At 39.9% G+C, this 18,310-nt stretch carries 16 protein-coding genes; 10 read left to right on the top strand and 6 right to left on the bottom strand.

Annotated elements, in window-relative coordinates; genetic code table 11:
- Window positions 1-118: 118 nt before the first annotated feature.
- Window positions 119-4,663: a glycoside hydrolase family 9 protein gene (locus tag ACLLO5_RS18250; protein ID WP_413171899.1), complete on the bottom strand. Its 4,545-nt coding sequence runs from the start codon at window positions 4,661-4,663 to the stop codon at window positions 119-121.
- A gap of 704 nt (window positions 4,664-5,367) precedes the next feature.
- On the opposite strand from ACLLO5_RS18250, the gene ACLLO5_RS18245 reads away from it, so the two are divergent.
- The 5 genes from ACLLO5_RS18245 to ACLLO5_RS18225 all read left to right on the top strand — a co-directional run bounded on the left by ACLLO5_RS18245 (window position 5,368) and on the right by ACLLO5_RS18225 (window position 10,640).
- The gene (locus ACLLO5_RS18245; RefSeq protein ID WP_413171898.1) at window positions 5,368-7,413 is read left to right on the top strand and encodes a recombinase family protein; all 2,046 of its coding nucleotides are present in this window, start codon (window positions 5,368-5,370) and stop codon (window positions 7,411-7,413) included.
- Window positions 7,414-7,530: 117 nt separating this feature from the next.
- Window positions 7,531-7,812, top strand: a complete 282-nt coding sequence (locus tag ACLLO5_RS18240) for an AbrB/MazE/SpoVT family DNA-binding domain-containing protein (protein WP_413171897.1) — start codon at window positions 7,531-7,533, stop codon at window positions 7,810-7,812.
- Window positions 7,809-8,189: a type II toxin-antitoxin system VapC family toxin gene (locus ACLLO5_RS18235; RefSeq protein WP_413171896.1), complete on the top strand. Its 381-nt coding sequence runs from the start codon at window positions 7,809-7,811 to the stop codon at window positions 8,187-8,189. The genes ACLLO5_RS18240 and ACLLO5_RS18235 overlap by 4 nt, the downstream gene beginning before the upstream one ends.
- 286 nt (window positions 8,190-8,475) lie before the next feature.
- Window positions 8,476-9,705: a gephyrin-like molybdotransferase Glp gene (gene glp / locus ACLLO5_RS18230; protein WP_413171895.1), complete on the top strand. Its 1,230-nt coding sequence runs from the start codon at window positions 8,476-8,478 to the stop codon at window positions 9,703-9,705.
- A gap of 389 nt (window positions 9,706-10,094) precedes the next feature.
- Window positions 10,095-10,640, top strand: a complete 546-nt coding sequence (locus ACLLO5_RS18225; RefSeq protein WP_413171894.1) for a hypothetical protein — start codon at window positions 10,095-10,097, stop codon at window positions 10,638-10,640.
- Between the two features lie 31 nt (window positions 10,641-10,671).
- On the opposite strand, the gene ACLLO5_RS18220 is transcribed toward ACLLO5_RS18225, so the two are convergent.
- Window positions 10,672-12,276, bottom strand: coding sequence for a B12-binding domain-containing radical SAM protein (locus ACLLO5_RS18220; protein ID WP_413171893.1), 1,605 nt, complete (start codon window positions 12,274-12,276; stop codon window positions 10,672-10,674).
- 176 nt (window positions 12,277-12,452) lie between these two features.
- On the opposite strand from ACLLO5_RS18220, the gene ACLLO5_RS18215 reads away from it, so the two are divergent.
- The 3 genes from ACLLO5_RS18215 to ACLLO5_RS18205 are packed head-to-tail and all read left to right on the top strand — an operon-like array spanning window position 12,453 to window position 14,164.
- Window positions 12,453-12,818: a hypothetical protein gene (locus tag ACLLO5_RS18215; RefSeq protein WP_413171892.1), complete on the top strand. Its 366-nt coding sequence runs from the start codon at window positions 12,453-12,455 to the stop codon at window positions 12,816-12,818.
- A 5-nt stretch (window positions 12,819-12,823) separates the two neighbouring features.
- Entirely contained in the window at window positions 12,824-13,141 is a 318-nt protein-coding gene (locus tag ACLLO5_RS18210) for an RNA-binding protein (protein ID WP_413171891.1), read from the top strand.
- Window positions 13,142-13,174: 33 nt separating this feature from the next.
- Window positions 13,175-14,164 carry a DUF4365 domain-containing protein gene (locus ACLLO5_RS18205; protein ID WP_413171890.1) on the top strand — a complete coding sequence of 330 codons (990 nt, stop codon included), beginning with the start codon at window positions 13,175-13,177 and terminating at the stop codon, window positions 14,162-14,164.
- A 289-nt stretch (window positions 14,165-14,453) separates the two neighbouring features.
- Here ACLLO5_RS18205 and ACLLO5_RS18200 read toward each other — a convergent pair whose 3' ends face one another.
- Window positions 14,454-14,699 carry a hypothetical protein gene (locus ACLLO5_RS18200; RefSeq protein WP_413171889.1) on the bottom strand — a complete coding sequence of 82 codons (246 nt, stop codon included), beginning with the start codon at window positions 14,697-14,699 and terminating at the stop codon, window positions 14,454-14,456.
- A 366-nt stretch (window positions 14,700-15,065) separates the two neighbouring features.
- On the opposite strand from ACLLO5_RS18200, the gene ACLLO5_RS18195 reads away from it, so the two are divergent.
- Window positions 15,066-15,296 carry a DUF433 domain-containing protein gene (locus ACLLO5_RS18195; protein WP_413176127.1) on the top strand — a complete coding sequence of 77 codons (231 nt, stop codon included), beginning with the start codon at window positions 15,066-15,068 and terminating at the stop codon, window positions 15,294-15,296.
- A gap of 15 nt (window positions 15,297-15,311) precedes the next feature.
- Window positions 15,312-15,545 carry a DUF433 domain-containing protein gene (locus ACLLO5_RS18190; RefSeq protein WP_413171888.1) on the top strand — a complete coding sequence of 78 codons (234 nt, stop codon included), beginning with the start codon at window positions 15,312-15,314 and terminating at the stop codon, window positions 15,543-15,545.
- Between the two features lie 222 nt (window positions 15,546-15,767).
- Here the strand turns inward: ACLLO5_RS18190 and ACLLO5_RS18185 are convergent, their stop codons facing one another.
- The 3 genes from ACLLO5_RS18185 to ACLLO5_RS18175 form a co-directional block, all read right to left on the bottom strand.
- Window positions 15,768-16,766 carry a metal ABC transporter solute-binding protein, Zn/Mn family gene (locus ACLLO5_RS18185; protein ID WP_413171887.1) on the bottom strand — a complete coding sequence of 333 codons (999 nt, stop codon included), beginning with the start codon at window positions 16,764-16,766 and terminating at the stop codon, window positions 15,768-15,770.
- A gap of 102 nt (window positions 16,767-16,868) precedes the next feature.
- Window positions 16,869-17,144 carry a hypothetical protein gene (locus ACLLO5_RS18180; RefSeq protein ID WP_413171886.1) on the bottom strand — a complete coding sequence of 92 codons (276 nt, stop codon included), beginning with the start codon at window positions 17,142-17,144 and terminating at the stop codon, window positions 16,869-16,871.
- Between the two features lie 50 nt (window positions 17,145-17,194).
- Complete coding sequence (locus tag ACLLO5_RS18175) at window positions 17,195-18,235, bottom strand: WD40 repeat domain-containing protein (RefSeq protein ID WP_413171885.1); 1,041 nt, start codon at window positions 18,233-18,235, stop codon at window positions 17,195-17,197.
- Window positions 18,236-18,310 lie beyond the last annotated feature (75 nt).

Below are 18,310 nucleotides of genomic sequence, written 5' to 3'. Positions count from 1 at the left end.
CCCAAGATGACATCAGCCCCCAAAAATATGAGATTAGTACGAGATGAGCGATCGCATTTTTGGAGTTAAGGGCAACTCATGAATTGCCCCTCCTGTCAATCACTACATCGGATTCAGCCTAAACAGTTACAAAATTATTAATTCCCAAAGTTCCTGTTAAACCAGTCACTTCAATAATGGCATCAGCAGCAGCACTAAAACCAGCCGTAGCATTGTTAATCGCTACAAAGGTACGAGTTCCAAAGCTGAATTGAGCGGCAAAATTTGCGCCAAAATTAGAAGTTGTTAATTTGGCACTAATTCCGGCTGCATCAAGAGTTGTCACAGTTCCCGCATTAGTAAATCCCGTCCGTGGGTTGGTAACAAGAAATAAATCGTTGCCAGTGGTAGCATTGAAACTTGTGATCACATCAAAGTTACTCAAAACAGAATCGGTAAGAGTTTTGTAACTAAATCGGTCAATTCCTACTCCACCAAACAGTGTATCTTTGCCACCACCACCAGTTAAGGTATTATTCCCACCATTACCCCTAATCACATTGTTTCCGGCATTACCTGTACCATTAATATTTGCAGTTCCTGTCAAAGTCAGGTTTTCTACACCTGCGGCCAGGGTAGTGGTAGCAGAGGCATTGAGAGTATCAGTAATGGTTGTGGTAGCAGAGGTTTTAGTTCCTAAGCTGGCATTGGTGGGAGATGTCAGCGTCACGGTAAAGGTTTCATTGGCTTCATTGAGGGAATTATTGAGAATGGGGATAATGATAGATTGAGTTTTTATCCCTGGGTCAAAAGTCAATATTCCTGTTTTGCTGGTATAGTCTGACCCTGCTATGGCTGTACCGTTAACAGTTGCATATTGGACAGTAATGGTTTGATTGCTGGTGCTGGAGAGAGTAACGGTATAGGTAACATTTTGTGGACTGATAAGACCTTCAACTATGGTCTGGTTCGCATTCAGGTTAATGGTGACAGATGGTGCTACATCATCATTAGTAATAGTTCCCGTCACCGCAGTAGTTGTACCAACGGTGTAACCTGTGCCTGTAGCTAAAGTTAAAACCACGGTTTCGTTAGCTTCAACAGTGGTATCGGTTGTGGGATTTATTGTTAGGGTTGCGGTACTTGAACCAGCGGCAAAAGTGATGGTTTTTCCTGTTCCGGGTGTTGCACCTGTATAGTCGCTACTGTTGGCTGTTCCAGCAATACTATAGTTGACGGTTAAGGGATTGGTGGTACTACCTGTGCGGGTGAAGGTGTAAATTAGGTTGCCAGTTCCATCTTCTGTAACGCTAGTTGGTGTTAAGGCTAGAGTAATACTAGTATTCAACGGTTGTCCGTTAAGTCCATAAATACGTGCAATGGCACCTGTTAAACCTGCATTGTAATCAAGGGCAACTTCGTTGGTAACATAGTTAGTGCGATCGTCTGAGTAGCTGTTATCGTTAGCTTGATCAGGTCCACCTACCATTGCACCATAAAGAATGTTGCGATTAACAACTGGATCGTTAATATTATTTGTGAGAGAACCGTGGGAACCACGATGATGGGGATTTTGAGGTGAATTATTACCAAAGCCAACCATATAGCTACGTTGGTTGGGATTATCACCTAAAATGTAGTCAATTTGGCTTTCTGCAAAAGTGGAATAAAGTTTATTTGGGTCGTTCACCGTATCAGCATACACACCTGCAACAAAGGCGGTATTTGCTGCGTAGCGAAGAGAACCCCACTGATTTAACCATGCCAGTCCACCGGGTGTGTATGTGACTCCTGTACCGTTTTTATTAGTCCAGAAACCAAGCCATTTTTCTACTTCAGTCCGATAACGAATGTTGGTACTTTCTTGGGCGAGAAGAACCATTGCACCATAGGACTTATCATCCCATGTTTGAGTCCATGTCCCTAAATTCAGATTTGTAGAGTAGTTTTCGGCTTTGCTAAGATAGGTTGTATTCGCATTTCCTGCTGCTTTGGTTGCCTTGTACAGCCATGTTGAAGCCCAAATTAGTTCGTCGTTATATCCATTGGATTTGTAAAACTTGGCAGCATCGGTAATGGAGTCAGAATATTTACCTTTATAGGTTTCGGCAAAGGCAAATAATTGAATAGCATTTTGTAAGAGACGATCAGCGTAAGTGACATTTGTAGATCGGAAAATAATTGATGCAGATGCTAAAGCTGCGGCTGCTTCCCCTGCCAGATCAGAACCTGGTTTAGTCGCATCTATTTTGAAGGCAGGGCGTGCCATAGTCATCTTTTCGGGAGGACCCCAAAAGGCGTGATCGCTATCGCCTAATCCCACCTGTCCCCAAAACCCTGTGGTAACACCACCATTGGTGACGTGGGCTTTGAGGATGTAATCGGTTCCCCATTTGATAGCATCCATGATTTCGTCTAGTTGTCCACTTTGCTGATAGGCGTTGCGATACTGAACAGCCCCCCAACTCAGCATTGTCATGGAACTAGCCATGGGAAAACCAAATTTGACATGATCTCCGGCATCATAGTAGCCGCCTGTTAGATCAACTCCAACATCTGCACCATCATTGAGTGCAGAATCACCACGCCAAGGAACTCGGTTTGTGGCTTCATTTAAGTTCCCAGAACGTTGGGCTTCATAAAATAAAATTGATTTCTCTAAAGCTTCACTATAATTAAATCCAACATTATTAGTATTGCTGCTAATTGTTCCAATGACAGGGGTTGTATTAGCGATCGCATATCCTGTACCTGCAACGAGAGTGAGGATAATTGTTTCGTCAGATTCCACTATGGTATCTGGGATGGGATCAAGGCTGAGAGTCGCGCTACTTGCACCAGCCGCAAAGTTAATAGTTCCTGCGGTAGTAGTGAAATTTACTGCACCGTTTTGATTGTAGTCGGCATTCAAGGTGGCTGTACCACCAACATTATAGTTCACTGTTAGGGCGCTGGTTGTGCTGCCTGTGCGAGTGAAAGTATAAACGAGGTTGGCGCTTCCATTTTCACTGACAATGCTGGGAGATAACGCTAGATTAATGACGGGAAGTGCAGTATCAATGAGAGTTATGGTTTGATCTGAAAATTGGATTTTCTCGATGTCGTATAATTGATCAATTCCGTCACCATTGCTGATCAAATGAGTAATGGTATAAAGCCCATTGGAATTACTCAGTTGATATTGAGAACGAGTACCAGCGTAAACTGCTGTATCATTACCTGCACCGCCGTAGAGGATATCATTGTCTGCACCACCTTCTAAGCGGTCATCTCCTTGTTCCCCAAACAAGGCATCCTCACCTCTCCATCCTCTCAGGATATCATTCCCTAAACCACCAAATAAGCGATCGCCATGATAGTCATTACCATCAACAACGTCATTGGCATTAACTGTATTAAAAATGAAGTCAGTTGATTGTAGTTGGGCGTAATTAATTCCATTCAGCTGTAACTTGGATTCAAGTCCGTCAACATAAGTTTTAATCAGTGCATTATTTTGTCCATCATTACCCAGGAGTATTTGCAGGGTAGACCAATCAGAAATATTAAGTTTTGTAATATCAACTTTGTCCTGTCCTCTCACAAAATCTATAACGATATCATTATTGTTTTGATATCGCTGATAGCGGTCAAAATCAAATACAAATGTATCATTACCTGCACCGCCGTAGAGGATATCATTCTCTGCACCACCTTCCAAAAGGTCATCTCCTTGTTCCCCAAACAAGATATCCTCACCTCTCAATCCTTTGAGGGTATCATTCCCTAAACCACCGAATAAGCGATCGCCATTGTAATCATCACCATTGATAGTATCATTGGCAGTAACTGTATTGAAGATAAAATCAGTAGTTTGTAGTTGAGTAGAATTGATGCCATTGAGTTTTAATTGGGATGCATAACCACCATAATAAGTGGTAATTAAGGCATTATTTTGTCCATCATTACTAATGAGCGTTTGCAGAGTAGCCCAAGCACTAATATTCAGGTTTTTAATATCAACTTTGTCCTGTCCCTGAACAAAATCCATGACTACATCATAATTGTTTTGATACCGTTCAAAATCAAATACGAATACATCATTACCCGCACCACCGGAAAAGGTATCATTACCTCTCAAGCCCTGAATGACATCATTTCCTGAAGTTCCAGTAATAGTATCATTACCATTAGTTCCTGTAAAATTCTGCTGTTCTACCTGAATAATTTGCCCATTTACAGCAATCGTTGTGTGATCATCCTCAGCCTTTAAAGCCTCTAAAATTTCAATATCCAAACTATAACCCTGTACTAACTCCGCAAAAATCGCCCCTTCATCACCATTACTATCTGTGAGATTAATTTGAGCATCTACAAAATGTCCAATTTCCTCTAATAAAACCGCGTTAATAGTTGCTGTTGTGGCATTAGCAATAAGGATATTTGACAGATAAATCTTATTAGTGCTGCTGGCATAAGCCCCATTAGCGTTGCCAAGAATGCTATGATCAAGAATCTCAATTTGTGGAAGTTGAGTAAAATCACCAGCTTGCCACTGTAAACGCAGATTTTCCGCGAAACTACGATTGTATTGCGTACCAAAAGCGGTATCAAGAATCTGCCAGAAATTGTCTAAACCAGAAAATGCGCTCAGTTGATTGTATGTCAGCGTTAGGGCAGCATTTATCCATGAAATAGTAGCCATTGGGTTAAATCTCCTAAATGGTTAAATCAGTATATTTACGCTTGTTTTTTGGACTAATTATTAAACTAGTCTAGACGCTTAAAAAGCAACTAAAGTAGTGTGGTTGCGAGTGATTTACTGTTGCAGCAAATTTCACTATGCAAAAGTATAATATTTTTATACGGAGATGTCTATTAGCTTTAGATAAAGAACATACTGTTTTCACATAAATTTATTTATGCGATATAAAACACAATGAATATATGGTAAGAAAGGATGTAGAAACGTTATATGCAGTGTCTCTACAAGGGTTCTGGATAACGCATATTTGAATTCGGTCAACGAACCCATTACTTAATGCCCATCTCAAGAACCCATCAGAAGACTTAACCCAAATCGAAATTACTGATGTAATGCACCCACTATTTGGACGAAGGTTTGCAGTGATATCTATATCAAACCCGCCAAATGGTAATGGTCATGTGGTAGTGGCTTATCAGGGTCATATGCGATTACGCATTCCTCTATCGGCAACCCAACTAGCCATCCCAAAAGAATATTTATGTACTAAGCTCACATTAGAGAGTGTAACTGAGTTGGTCAACTTAGTGAAAGAATGTGAGGTTTTATGTCAATCAAACCCTGTGAAATCTGGGGTCGCCTCACCCCGGCGCTCCAAGAAGTCATCATCAACGAACTCCAAACCGTCTTTGAGGAGGTAATTTATGAGTACCTCAGAACTGGTGACACTCCAACACCTGAACCGCAAAGCCATAATCTATATTCGTCAGTCTACCCCACATCAATTAGTCAGCAACCAGGAGAGCCTGCGCCTACAATATGCCTTGCGTCAAAGAGCGAGCGAACTAGGCTGGTCGGATAATAACATTGAAGTGATTGACAGTGATTTAGGAACTACCGCAGCAAGTGCTGAACAGCGACCAGGTTTTAAAGAAATGTTAGCTCAGGTAACGTTGGGATTGGTAGGAATTATCCTCTCTTATGATGTTACTCGCTTGTCACGTAATTGCTCAGATTGGTATCCTCTGCTGGACTTGTGCGGATACAGAGGTTGTTTGATTGCTGACAGAGATGGGGTTTATGATCCAGGCAGTGCCAATGGTCGATTGTTATTAGGACTCAAAGGACAAATCTCAGAGGTAGAATTACATACCATTCGGGCGCGTTTAACCGCTGGAATTCTCAGTAAAGCCCAAAGAGGTGAACTGGCGCTGACCTTACCTGTTGGTTTGGTTCGTAATGAACTAGGTGTTGTGGAGAAAGAGCCGAATCGTGAGGTTGTAGACCGGATTGACTTAGTATTTCAAACTTTTGGGCGGGTCAAGTCTGCTGCCAAGGTGTTGCGGATGTTCAATGAGCAGGGGCTATTGCTTCCGCGACGGGACAGATTTGGGGATATTATCTGGCACAAGCCGAGTGTGGCAAGTATTATCTCAATCCTGAAAAACCCTGCCTATGCTGGTGCATTTGTGTATGGACGTACACGCACACTCAAAAGTGGCTCTGGTTCAAATCTCTCTCAGCAAAAGCATCTACCGATGGAGGAATGGAAAATTCGAGTCAACGATGTGTATCCGGCTTACATCAGTTGGCAGACTTACGAGCAAAATCAATCCCAGCTAATGAACAATTATGCTGAGTATGACCGTAATAAAACCCGTGGTATTCCTCGCCCTGGTGCAGCATTACTGCATGGGCTAGTTTATTGCGGTGAATGTGGTCACAAGATGGTTGTACAGTACAAAATGTCCACTCGCTATATCTGTAACTTCCTTCGTCAACAGTATGGCGTGCCTGTTTGCCAGTATATTCCAGCTGATACAATTGATGAGTATGTCGTCAATGCATTTTTTGAAGCTCTGTCGCCAGTGGAGCTAGATGCTTACCAACAGGCTGTCAAAGCTCAACAACAAACTGAAGATTCAGTAAAACGAGCGCATTGCCAACAAATTGAACGCTTGCGCTATCAAGTAGCACTAGCTGAACGCCAATTTAATCGGGTTGATCCAGATAACCGATTGGTGGCAGCAGAACTGGAACAACGTTGGGAAAACTCTTTACGTGAATTGAAACTAGCAGAGATTGCTGATGCTCAACACCAACATACTCCCAAAGTCACCTTACTACCAAAAGAACTCAAAGCTACCTTTACTGCCATTGGGCAAACACTCCCTCAACTATGGCACAGTGGTGTTTTGACCCAAGTTCAAAAGAAATCTCTGCTCCGTTGCCTCATTGATAAAGTTGTTATTCATCGTGTTGTCCGCGACCAAGTTCGTACTCGTATTGTTTGGAAAGGTGGTGACACTACTACTATTGATCTTCCGATTCCAGTTGGTTCGCTTGCTGAACTCACAAATGCTCATGAACTGGAAACTCAAATTATTTCCCTTAGCCAAGAAGGTTTCGACGACCAAATCATTGCTCAACAATTGACAGTCCAAGGTTATCGTTCACCGCTACGCAAAACTCTCTTACCCAGTACAGTCAAAACTATCCGGCTCAAACATCGCATTTTTCAAAATCATAGCCAGTCTCATCCTCGTCAAATTTCTGGCTATCTGACGATTCCCCAAGTTGCCACAGTTTTGGCAGTTCCACCACACTGGATTTATGATCGTATTCGTAAGGGAGCGATCGCTATTAGCAGAGATGAAACAACAGGGCTTTATCTGTTCCCAGACTTGCCTGAGACGTTGCAACAACTCCAACAGCTAAAGGCTGGACAAATCTACAACTTACGTTTTTGATAGGAGTATCAAGATGCCCAATCAAATGTCTATTGCATATCTCAATCAAGAAACGGTAAAACTGATAAGATTAATGCCATATATTAGTAATATGTGGCATTAATGGAAAAAAGTGGCATGATAAAGAATAATATGAATGAACTATCCAAATCGGTAGAAGTCCATCTCGGTCGCCAGGGGCGTTTGGTGATTCCGGCAGCATTGCGGCGATCGCTCAGTTTTGAAGCAGGAGATGCTCTGATTGCTCGTGAGGAAGAGGGTCGGCTAGTTCTGGAGAAGCCAGAAACAATCAAGTTGCGGCTGAAAGCTCGGTTCTCACAGGTACAGAAGGACAGAAGTTTGGTAGATGAATTAATAGCGGAACGCCGTGAAGAAGCAAAAAGGGAAGACGCTGAATGACGCTTGTTCTGGATGCTTCGGCGCTGCTGGCTTACCTAAAGGATGAGCCGGGGGGTGATGTTGTGGAAGCAATACTGGCTGAGTCGGTAATTTCGAGTGTGAACTGGGCTGAGGTGATTCAGAAGGCGATCGCAGTGAATGTAGTTGTTGAGGGAATGCTGGATGATTTGCTGGCGCTGGGGCTGGTAGTAGAGCCGTTTACATGGGAGGATGGTGAGGTGGCGGGAAGGCTGTGGGAACAAACACGCTCCTTTGGGTTGTCTCTAGGCGATCGCGCCTGTTTGAGTTTGGGGTTGAGGTTGGGAGTTGTTGTTTTGACAAGCGATCGCGCATGGCTCAATCTCGATTTGGGTTTGGATATCCGTGCAGTGCGCTAACAATCTTTTTTCTTTTGATGGTGTTTGGTTTTGAGCGATCGCACTACTGTTTTTCGATTTCCATCTTTTGAACCATCTCTAAGAGGAGTTAGGGGAGATCTCAATACAACCCTAGACTTGTTCATTCATCCTCTAAACTATACTCAAAACGGCTGAGGTTTTGACTTTTATAAGATTACGGAAAACCCTGGATGTGTAGGGGTTTAGCGATGCTCAACCCCTACTTGTAGAATCAAACAATTAAGCCATTTTGAGTATAAAATATATAAAACAGTAATTATTCACTATGCTTTCAGTTAGAGATGCAGAAGCTACTATTTTAAATGCTATAAAGCCGCTGAATAACCAGCAGGATATAGAATTTGTTGATTTATTGATGGCTAATAATCGTATTTTAGCTACTCCTGTTACTGCTTCCCTGGATTTTCCCCATTGGGATAATTCGGCAATGGATGGTTATGCTGTGCGTTTTGCAGATGTACAGCAAGCAAGGACTGATAAACCGATTATTTTGGAAGTTGTGGAAGAAATTCCTGCCGGATATCAACCCCAAGTTATTATTAAACCAGGACAAGCAGCACGAATTTTTACAGGTGCAGTGATGCCAGCAGGTGCGGATACTGTGGTTATGCAAGAAAAGACTCACCGGGAAGAAAACCGCGTTTTTATCTTTGCGGCATCTCAACCACAAGAGTTCGTTAGACGCAAGGGTGATTTTTACCAAGCTGGAAAAGAACTGTTACCCGCAGGTATTGGTTTAACTGCTTCTGAAATTGCGGTTTTAGCTGCGGCAGGACGTGAGCAAGTCTGTGTTTTCCGTCGTCCCCGTGTGGCGATTTTTTCCAGTGGTAATGAGTTGGTGATGCCGGAAGAAATGCTCAAACCTGGGCAGATTGTTGATTCTAATCAGTATGCTTTGGCTACGTTGGTAAGGGAACTGGGGGCGGAAGTGTTACTGTTAGGAATTGTTAAGGATGATCCTACGGCTTTAAAAGAAATTATAGATTATGCGATCGCTAACTCTGATATAGTTCTTTCTACTGGTGGTGTATCTGTGGGCGATTATGACTACATAGATCAGATTTTAGTATCTCTGGGGGCAAAAGTTCACTTTAGCTCTGTACAAATGCGTCCGGGGAAACCTCTGACTTTTGCAACTTTCCCCAATTCATTATACTTTGGTTTACCTGGAAATCCTGTTTCTGCGTTGGTTACTTGCTGGCGGTTTGTCCAACCAACGATTAAAAAACTGGCAGGACTTGCTAAAGGTTGGGAAGGGAAATTTTTGAAAGTAAAATCGTCATCCGAACTACAATCTAACGGCAAGATGGAAACTTATATTCATGGTAAGTTACATCTGGTAAATGGTGTTTATCAATTTCACAAAGCCCAGGGTAATGATAGTTCGGGTAATTTAATTAACTTAACTCAAACTAATGCCTTAGCCATATTACCCGTAGGTACAACTTTAATTTCTCCCCAAGAACTAGTCTTGGTTTTATCACTCAGGGATTAAATCATTATGGCTCTTCATTTACAATAGAATAGCCTTGATCCTTACAATAAAATTATTTTAGTTCTATCAATAAATACTAGAGTAGTTAATTGAATGCGATCGTCATCAAAGTTCCTCTCAGAAGTTTTTGCTACCCTACAATTAGCAATTCCTTTGGGAGGCATTCAGCTTGCCAATGGGCTGTTAGTTTTATCAATACCATCATGATGGGATAGTTAGGCGTTGTTATAGAACCAGAACGAAAAATCACTATATATCTTAATTTAAGTTAAGAATTTTATTCTAAAAATAGTGCTATTATGTCCGTGAATATTTGATGTTCTGGATATGCTGAAGTAACTGTATTTTCCTTTTACTTTCCGATAATTCATAACAAAGTTTTAAAACTTATGAACCTACACAATAGCAATGATGATGAAGTGATTATCGCCATGATAGATCATATAGAAAAATTTATAGAAAAGCCAAATCCTGTTTTTGATAATATGCCCATTTGCCCTTTTGTAAATAAATTTCGTCAGGAGAATAAAATTCTATATAAAGTTTATAATTTTTCCTACTCTGAGCAATTGGGCTTAGATGCAAAAGTTATGGATTTAATCAATGAATTTAAAACAGATAAATATCACGAAGTAATGATAGTTATTCATCCCGACAAAGAATCTTTCTCACTAGAGGATATGAAGCAGTTTAACATAATTTTAAATAATCTCATATCTCCTCTCGGTTTAATTGCTTTCACTGGTCATCCACTTGATGATTTTAATATAGATGGAGTTTATACAAGGCGAGATCCATTTATAAATTTTACAGTTCAAAATATAGAAAAGGTTAATCTGTATGCAGAAAAATTAAAATCTACTGGCTATTATCAGAGATGGACATTAGAAAATCTTAAATATATAAACCATCTAGAAATAAATCAAAATGTATAGGCGATGACTAATGTAGGCATCGCCTTTAACTCTAACTAACTACAGCCTCGGCTTTTTCTTCAGCTTTCTCCTTCACCAGCACAGGTACATAAGGTTTTTCTACACCTTGGGCTACATAAGCGGCTAATTGACTTTCGATTTCATCGCGGACAATTTGCCGATATTCCATAAAATGTTCGATGTGGGCGCAAGTAGAAACGTACTGTTCGATTACTTTAGGATTATGCTTGAGAATGCTAAAGAAGTGATGCCAGAATTTCCAGCGGGTTTCCCGTTTAAAGCCTTGTCTCCAAATTACAATTAGCAATGCTTTGATCACTATCCATTCTGGTGTTTTCGCTGGTGCTGTCCATTGGGGTGAACCCAACATCAAGAAACAGCGATAGGTGCGATCTAAATAGGCTACTGGGTCATATAAGGCACAGAAGGCTTCTACATATTCCCTGGCAAGTTCTTCTAAGGGACGAGTGGGAATGAAATTCATCAATGTGGTTTGATTGATGTTTCCATCTTTGTTTTCCCGCAGTCTACCTTCTTTTTTCAGCCGATGCCATAATGCGGTGTTGGGTAACGCTTGTAACATGGCAAAGGTAGTGGAAGGGATAGCGGCTAATTCTGCAAATCTGACGATGCGATCGCCCGCACCGGCTTTTTCACCATCAAAACCAATAATAAACCCAGCCATTGGCCGCAGTCCAGCTTTAATGATAGTTTCTACAGATTCAGTTAAAGAACTGCGAGTATTTTGGAATTTTTTAGTTAGTTGTAAACTATCTTCATCTGGTGTTTCAATACCCAAAAATACGGCTTTAAATCCACAATCAACCATCAACTCCATCATCTCTGCATCTTGTGCCAAATCAATGGAAGCTTCTGTGTCAAAATTGAATGGATATTGATGTTCAGCCATCCAAACTTTTAACTCTTTTAGCAACAATTTCACATTGCGTTTGTTGCCAATAAAGTTATCATCCACCATAAACACGCCACGTCTCCAACCCAACTCATAGAGATAATCTAATTCTGCTAAAAGTTGTGCAGGTGTTTTGGTTCTGGGTTTGCGTCCATATAAAACAATGATGTCGCAAAATTCGCACTGGAAGGGACAACCCCGCGAAAACTGCACAGACATCATATCATAAGCTTCAAATTCTAATAAATCAAAGCGGGGAATGGGTGTACCAGTGACATCTGGTTTTTCAGTAGCGCGGAAAACTCCAGATTTTTCACCTTTTTGTACCGCTTCCACAAACATAGGTAAAGTGATTTCCCCTTCATCTAAAATCAGGTAATCTGCCCCTGCTGCTTCCACTTCATGGGGTGTAGAGGTAGGATAAGGACCACCCAAAGCTACCAACTTACCACGTCTTTTTGCTTCCCGGATTTGATCTAGTAAATCTTGTTTTTGGACAATCATAGCCGAGAATATGACTATATCTGCCCATGCCCACTCTTCTTCTGTTGCTGGGCGAATGTTACGATCTACAAGTTTAAATTCCCATTCTTGGGGCAAAATCGCCGCAACTGTCACCAAACCCAATGGTGGTAATAGAACCTTTCTATCTACGAGTGCTAGGATTTTTTCATAGGACCAGAAGGTTTTGGGAAATATTGGATAAACTAGCAAGACACGCATAGTATCACCCCTCACGATTTATTTGTTATCTAACTGTAACTAAATTTAGGACTGATTGACTTTTTTCTCAATTTGCCTGGTGTATGTGAGAATGGGGGAATTGTCAGAATCAGGATGACCAGGATGAAGACTGGGAACAATTAAAAAATACAAATAGTTTTGAGCTTATTCTATTCATGCAGTCTGGTCAATTAGCATCTACTCTAAGCGTTACAATTTACAAAGCACCACAAAAAGGTAAAGGTCAAAAATTATTACAGGAAGGTTTTCAAGTCGCTGATTTTCCCTATAATCCACCCTACCTTGATGGAAGTTGCTACTTTGCAGGACCCAACCACAGAAGCATTGCAGAGGAATTCAACGAAAGCTATCAAGAGGGGATTCTTGAGGTATATATTGATCAGGCAAGCTACGAACAGTATTTCAAATCTCTTGAATATCGTTATGATGAAAAAGATGGTTGTGAGCGAATAGAGGTGGTTGTTCCTCAACGTTTGTTTCCCATCCTTAACCAATTTCCACGAGTCCTGAAATCACGGTGAATATTATGGATAGTACAAGTTGGGAAAATATTAAATCTAAGTATCAGCTAGGTCAGTTTGTTTTGGGAAAAGTAGAGTTTCATACACCCTTTGGCGTTTTTGTCAATATTGATGAGTCTTTAGTTAAAGGGTTGATCAAAATCCCAGATTTTTTAGATGAAGGGGGAATGAGTCCAGAAATGTATCCAGAAATTGGTACAACTATAGGCGCAGTTGTGGTTGGATACAATGATAGCAATTGCCGCGAGGTGTATTTAAGTGCAAAACCTAGTGTACTGCATAAAGCTCTTGTACCTTTGAAGATTCCTGTTTTAGCTGGTTAGGACTACTTTCCGTTTTATTAAGGAGACTTTAGATTGAAACTACCACAAGTATCAAATAACTACTTTACTGAACGTGCAGGAGTTTTAGCTGTTGCTGCTCAACTCAATAGAACTGATTTGATTTTTCGAGAAACTCCTAATGCAGATGTAGGAATAGATGGACAAATTGAACTGGTTTCAAATGGAAAAACTCCTGGAAGATTAGCGGCTGCTCAAATTAAGTCAGGATTGTCATATTTCAATGATAGAGGTGATCATTGGGCTTTCTATCCAGAGGAAAAGCATAGAATGTATTGGGAGGCTTTCCCACTTCCAGTTTATCTATTTCTACATAATCCAGAATCTAGTTTGACTTATTATACAGATGTAAGATACCAGCTAAATATACCTAGTAAAGAGAGAGAAAACTGCTATATTAGTGTTCCAAAAACAAACAGACTTGACCTAGTTGCTAGTGAAGAGTTGATGTTGTCTGTTGGTCCTGTTTCTTCGACTTTGCTTGAATATCCAGAACTATTAAAGGTAATGGCAAGTAAACATTCTGGTAATGCTTCATTTCCCATAACTTACCTGGATCTTTTCTGCAATGGACTGACTAATTTATGTAGACATATTTACTTTGGAATATCTCTAGCTGCTGAAATTGCAGAAATTTATCTTGGAATTAATAAATCTGAGGTTGGGCTTGGGGTTGGACCAGATGAACATCATTTTTTACATAATTATACACGATTCCTTATTGCCCAAAACTTAGTAAAGATAGATTATTCAGACTACTTAATTGATTGGTTTGAAAGAGAGATACAACCTGAGTATATTGCTCCATTACTTTTAAGAGGACGTAATTTAATTACATATATTCATGATGTTGAAAAAGGTATTTGTAAAGATTCTTCCTTTGTATCTGTAGCCTGTGAGCGACCTATGAGAATGTTAATTGGTTTACCTTCTGATATGGTTAGAATACCTAAGATAAAAACGTTTGGCGAAAGATTGCTATCAACCTCTACAGATTTGTACTAATAACTTTTAACTTAATCTGCTATATTTTGTTCTGATAACTGTCTTTCATACACCTATTATTGCCACAGTGCGATCGCTCCTCTTGTAAAGTTACATTTTATTAACCCACCGTTTTTATTTGCATGGGAGCGATGCCTGTGAAGAGGAAAGCGATCGCATCAGATAAACTATAGGAGTGCGATCGCAATTTTGTTTTAAATAGTCAGCAATAAACTACAATCCCATCAAAATTTTCAGCCTGTCTTCGACTTCTGCTAGTGTCTCTGAAGATACATTTCCCCAACGCTTACTAACCTTCAACCCCGTCCGCTATAGTTTGCTCCCATAACTGTCTCTCAGAAATCTCCTCTTCCCACAGAGTTTCATTCTGCCTTAAAAGAGTGAAAGCTTCATTGGCTCGTGTGAGAAACAAAGACCTGCGATAATTCTCAATAGCTCGATCTAAAATTGATTGAATTGTCTCACCAGAGTCCTCTACCATTGTTAGCAGAGTTTTGTGTGTAGTTTCACTGATGCTAACTTTTAGTTCAGGCATGACTTTTTCTTGTTGCTCACTGACATCATTATAGCAGTTGCGAGAGCGATCGCATGAGATAAACTAGAGTAAACATCAGACTATCTGAGCAACTTTTTCTTATGTTTGCTGAAACCTCCTCAAGATATGTTACCCGCAATTCTGAAATTTTAGATTGAACGAAATCAAGTACCTAATGAATTATTACATCCTGCTGTGAAAGCTACACGTAAAGATTATCCCTTGGCTAAATTTGCAGGAATTTTAAGTGATCAGAAGCAGCAGAGATAGAACATTCAATTGCTGAATGTCGGCGGGCAAATGCAAATGAGTGATAAAATTGCTTTTAATACTTCCCGATGTCAAATATTCATACAATTAATAACTATGGATTGGCAATCTCGAATTACTATAGATCCAAACATCTTAGTCGGTAAACCTATCATCAAAGGCACACGACTAGCAGTAGAATTTATTATTGATCTTCTTGCCCAAGGCTGGAGTAATGAAGAAATTTTGCGTAATTATCCAGGTATTACTATTGAAGATATCCAAGCCTGTCTTGCCTATGCTAGTGCTTTCTTAAAAAAAGCAATATCAATTTATTATCCTGCTTAATATTAGGAGTTAATAATGCTGAATCAATTAGATCGCATTACTATTAATCCTCACATTTGTTTAGGAAAACCAACAATTAGAGAAATGCGTATTACTGTAGCTTGTATTCTCAAATTACTAGCCAGTAAACTTTCAATTGAGGAAATTTTAGCAGCGTATCCAGAGTTAGAGGAAGAAGATATTAGACAAGCTATCAACTATGCAGCTTGGACAGTTTCAGATAACATTACCAGCATTCCTTCAACATGAATAACCTACATTTTATTGCTGATGTACATAGGGTTTGTTGAATAAATGTAAAACCTGTATAAATCAAGGGATTGAGGTGAAAAAGAGAAGAAGGAAGTGCAAGGTTTTTGAAGCTATCAGTGCCAAAAGGCTGCATTTTGCTTTTGCAGAAATACAAAATTCAACTATACCAGACAGCTAAAACTGTTCCCTGTCTCCACGAAAAGACTTTCTCAGCAAACCCTACTTACCAACATTCGGTGCAAACTTCAGATACGTTCCACCCAATCCTTCCACAATACTGCGCGTATTAGCATCCATCATTTTTTGATAGGTTTCTCCGTCACTACCAGGTTCACCAAGTCCATCAATATAAAGTTGTCTGGAGAAAAGTTTCACATTTGCTTCTTTAGCAATTGGTTCAAGTAAAATAGGGTTAGTTTTTGTATCTGCAAAAACTGTGGGTACTTTTGCTTGTTGAATATATTCAGCTAAATTTTTCACTCTTGTATCTGTCAAATTATCTTCATTGCTAATATCATGTAAACTACCTTTGTAGGGGAAATTATAAGCTTTGACATAATAAATCATCGCTTCGTGAGTTGTCATTAATTTACGATTTTTCTTAGGAATAGTAGCGAGTGTAGATTCAATCCAGTTATGTAGTTGGTTTAACTCTTTGTTTAATTTGCTGGTGTTACTGTTATATATTTTTTGATTTTTTGGTAATAACTTAACTAGATTGCTATTAATTACTTCCACCATTTTAATGGTATTTTTAGCATTGTGCCATATATGTGGTTCAGTAAAAATTCTCCCATTTTTCTGCAATCTTTCTGGTTTAGGTACAGCACGTTGACTAACGGCTATTTTGGTTGAACTGTTTTTATTAGCTTGAATAATTTTGATCAAACTTGGTTCAAAATTATAGCCATGATAAAAAATTAGATTTGCTTGTTCAATGGCTTGCATATCTTCTGGTGTTGGTTGATAAATGCGCGGATCTAGACCAGGAGGAATCAAGCAAATAAGATTAATTGTGTTTCCAGCGACCTGTTTAGTTAGGTCACACAATACACTGGTAGTTGCTACAACTTGAGGAAGATTTTTGTTAATTCTAGTAGTTTGATTAGACTGAAGATATGTTATAGATTTAACTTGATTTCCACAACCAGAAAATCCCATTGTTAAAACCAGAAATGCACTTTTAAATAAATTCTTATATAGGATTTTTTTGAGCATAAATAAAATCAAAAATATATTTTTATGTTTGTGTGCTGATATCTCAATTAATAAAGGCACAGTAGGTCTGTGCCTTGAAAATTTTCATAAGTCCTAACTTGATTAAAAGCCAGCAGCAGGTAGCTTTCCTTGCAACATTTGAAAATTGGACTGAATACAGGTATTACAACTGCAACCAATATGATTAATAATTTGAGGTTCTGGTTGAGTTAATTTTGGTGCTGTTAATTCTGAATTTGCTGGTGCGGATGCTACTACAGTTATTTGTGCATCAGGTACAGCTTTAAATTTAGTAGATGCGTGCGCTGGACTAACTACCAGCAGCAGAGATGCAAGAAAGACATGACAAGCAAGGAAAATCAGTTTAGCTATGTTCATAGTTCACACTTAAAGGCTGCTGCTGATACAGCATAGCCAATTATTTAGCATTAGTCAGTAGTTCTTGACCAGATTATTAGTTCCCCTTGTTCCCCACCGGCGGCTAATAATTTACCTTGGGGGTGCCATGCTAGGGTAGAGAAGCCTCCACGGACACCTGTGAGTATTTGGGATACTTCATAGGCTTGGTTCCACAAACACAACCAACCATCAGCACCAGCGGAAGCAAGAATGAGGCTTTGGGGTGAGTAGGCGATCGCATTAATTATATCCACATGATTGGTCAATATTCGCGCTTCCCAACCCAAGGATTCATCCGCTGATTTTTCCCAAACTACTACACCTTCTACACTGGAAGAAGCCAAAAGCGGCGCACCTGTAGCGGTTGTGACTTCTGACCAAGCTAACTGGCGAATTTTTCCCGGAAAACCTCGCATTACCCAAGGATCAGGATTTTCCCATTCTAAAACGGTGACGCTGCGATCCATATTCCCAGAAGCTAAATATTTGCCATCAGGCGACCAAGCCATTGCTACACTCACTGTAGTTGTAGCCAAAATATACGGTTCGTCATCCCAATTGTGAGTATTCCAAACTTTCACTCCCTGATAGCCGCTAATAGCTAAATACTGTCCATCTTTACGCCAATCAATACCTAAAATTGATGAGTTTTCAAAATTGAGAGTGACAACAACTTCTTCTGTCTCTGCATCCCATACTTGAACGTAACGCCCTAAACTAAAAGCTAGTAAATTACTTGTATGATTCCAAGCTAATTTATCAACCCAAGCAGGTTCATTTTCTAAAGTATTAATTAATTGATTTTCTCGCCAGATTTTCACTTTCCCATCTTGTCCCCCAATGGCTAAATATTTACCGTCAGAGGAAAAAGCTACACAATCAATTGATTTACCTGTAGCTGTTTGTAAGTTCGTAATTTCGCCATCTTCCCAAATTGCAACTTCTCCAGCGGCGGAAGTTACCGCCAGGGTTTTTCCGTTAGATGACCAAGCTAGAGATGTGACATAATCTGCTAGTTGACCTGAATAGTAGATGTCAAAATTTTTTGATTTGCTAGTTGTTAAATTCATTTTTGGACAGAAGATAGGGATTAAGGGATAGGGAAGAGGGAATATTTGCATTTGTAAGTATTCAGGATAGAGAAT

The organism is Anabaena azotica SJ-1 (assembly GCF_047275885.1).
In the GTDB taxonomy this organism is placed as follows: domain Bacteria; phylum Cyanobacteriota; class Cyanobacteriia; order Cyanobacteriales; family Nostocaceae; genus Trichormus_B; species Trichormus_B azotica_A.
Note: the sequence above shows the minus strand (reverse complement) of the source record. Positions and strands in the feature narration are given on the sequence as shown.

Coding starts and splice junctions, on each gene's coding strand:
- ACLLO5_RS18190 (WP_413171888.1), top strand. CDS start 15,312: ATGCTGAATCAATTAGATCGCATTACTATTAATCCTCACATTTGTTTA.
- ACLLO5_RS18235 (WP_413171896.1), top strand. CDS start 7,809: ATGACGCTTGTTCTGGATGCTTCGGCGCTGCTGGCTTACCTAAAGGAT.
- ACLLO5_RS18180 (WP_413171886.1), bottom strand. CDS start 17,144: ATGAACATAGCTAAACTGATTTTCCTTGCTTGTCATGTCTTTCTTGCA.
- ACLLO5_RS18215 (WP_413171892.1), top strand. CDS start 12,453: ATGCAGTCTGGTCAATTAGCATCTACTCTAAGCGTTACAATTTACAAA.
- ACLLO5_RS18200 (WP_413171889.1), bottom strand. CDS start 14,699: ATGCCTGAACTAAAAGTTAGCATCAGTGAAACTACACACAAAACTCTG.
- ACLLO5_RS18240 (WP_413171897.1), top strand. CDS start 7,531: ATGATAAAGAATAATATGAATGAACTATCCAAATCGGTAGAAGTCCAT.
- ACLLO5_RS18185 (WP_413171887.1), bottom strand. CDS start 16,766: ATGCTCAAAAAAATCCTATATAAGAATTTATTTAAAAGTGCATTTCTG.
- ACLLO5_RS18220 (WP_413171893.1), bottom strand. CDS start 12,276: ATGCGTGTCTTGCTAGTTTATCCAATATTTCCCAAAACCTTCTGGTCC.
- ACLLO5_RS18245 (WP_413171898.1), top strand. CDS start 5,368: ATGAGTACCTCAGAACTGGTGACACTCCAACACCTGAACCGCAAAGCC.
- ACLLO5_RS18250 (WP_413171899.1), bottom strand. CDS start 4,663: ATGGCTACTATTTCATGGATAAATGCTGCCCTAACGCTGACATACAAT.
- ACLLO5_RS18195 (WP_413176127.1), top strand. CDS start 15,066: ATGGATTGGCAATCTCGAATTACTATAGATCCAAACATCTTAGTCGGT.
- ACLLO5_RS18225 (WP_413171894.1), top strand. CDS start 10,095: ATGAACCTACACAATAGCAATGATGATGAAGTGATTATCGCCATGATA.
- glp (WP_413171895.1), top strand. CDS start 8,476: ATGCTTTCAGTTAGAGATGCAGAAGCTACTATTTTAAATGCTATAAAG.
- ACLLO5_RS18175 (WP_413171885.1), bottom strand. CDS start 18,235: ATGAATTTAACAACTAGCAAATCAAAAAATTTTGACATCTACTATTCA.
- ACLLO5_RS18210 (WP_413171891.1), top strand. CDS start 12,824: ATGGATAGTACAAGTTGGGAAAATATTAAATCTAAGTATCAGCTAGGT.